Source organism: Streptomyces marokkonensis (assembly GCF_039539045.1).
Taxonomy (GTDB): Bacteria; Actinomycetota; Actinomycetes; order Streptomycetales; family Streptomycetaceae; genus Streptomyces; species Streptomyces marokkonensis.
On record NZ_BAABCQ010000383.1, the window covers coordinates 1 to 1,182 of the forward strand.

Genomic DNA, 1,182 nt, shown 5'->3' on the forward strand with positions numbered 1-1,182 from the left:
CGGCTGGCGGCGGCGTTGACGCCCGAGGTGGACGCGGTGCTGGCCCGGCATCCGCTGCGAGAGCTGGTCACCACCTCCGATCCGCTGCCCCTGCTCGTGGAACGCGAACGCGCCCTGTACGGCGCCTGGTACGAGTTCTTCCCCCGCTCCGAGGGCACCCCCCAGCGGCCCCACGGCACCTTCCGCACCGCCGCCCGCCGGCTGCCCGCCATCGCCGCGATGGGCTTCGACGTCGTCTACCTCCCGCCCGTCCACCCCATCGGCACCACCCACCGCAAGGGCCGCAACAACACCCTCTCCGCCACCCCCGACGACGTCGGCGTCCCCTGGGCCATCGGCTCCCCCGAAGGCGGCCACGACACCATCCACCCCGACCTCGGCACCCTCGACGACTTCGACCACTTCGTCCACCGGGCCACCGGCCTGGGCCTGGAAGTCGCCCTCGACCTCGCCCTCCAGTGCTCCCCCGACCACCCCTGGGTTCACAAACACCCCGAGTGGTTCCACCACCGCCCCGACGGCACCATCGCCCACGCCGAGAACCCGCCCAAGAAGTACCAGGACATCTACCCCCTCGCCTTCGACGCCGACCCCGACGGCATCGCGGCCGAGACCGTCCGCGTCCTGCGCCACTGGATGGACCACGGGGTACGGATCTTCCGCGTCGACAACCCCCACACCAAACCCGTCGCCTTCTGGGAGCGGGTCATCGGCGAGATCAACCACACCGACCCCGACGTCATCTTCCTCGCCGAGGCCTTCACCCGCCCCGCGATGATGCACACCCTCGCCCAGATCGGCTTCCAGCAGTCCTACACCTACTTCACCTGGCGCAACACCAAACAGGAACTCACCGAGTACCTCACCGAACTGACCGGCGACGCCGCCTCCTACATGCGGCCCAACCTGTTCACCAACACCCCCGACATCCTGCACGCCCACCTCCAGCACGGCCACCGCCCCGCCTTCGAGGTCCGCGCCGTCCTCGCCGCCACCCTCTCCCCCACCTGGGGCATCTACAGCGGCTACGAACTCTGCGAGAACACCCCCCTGCGCGAAGGCAGCGAGGAATACCTCGACTCCGAGAAATACCAGCTCAAACCCCGCGACTGGGCCGCCGCCGCACGCGAGGGCCGCACCATCGCCCCCCTCATCACCCGCCTCAACACCATCCGGCGCGAG

The 1,182-nt window shown here is 70.0% G+C and carries 1 protein-coding gene; it reads left to right on the forward strand.

Features of this window, described 5'->3' with window-relative positions:
- The coding region (locus ABEA26_RS36000) for a maltotransferase domain-containing protein (RefSeq protein WP_425587962.1) at positions 1-1,182 on the forward strand (1,182 nt) is incomplete at both ends.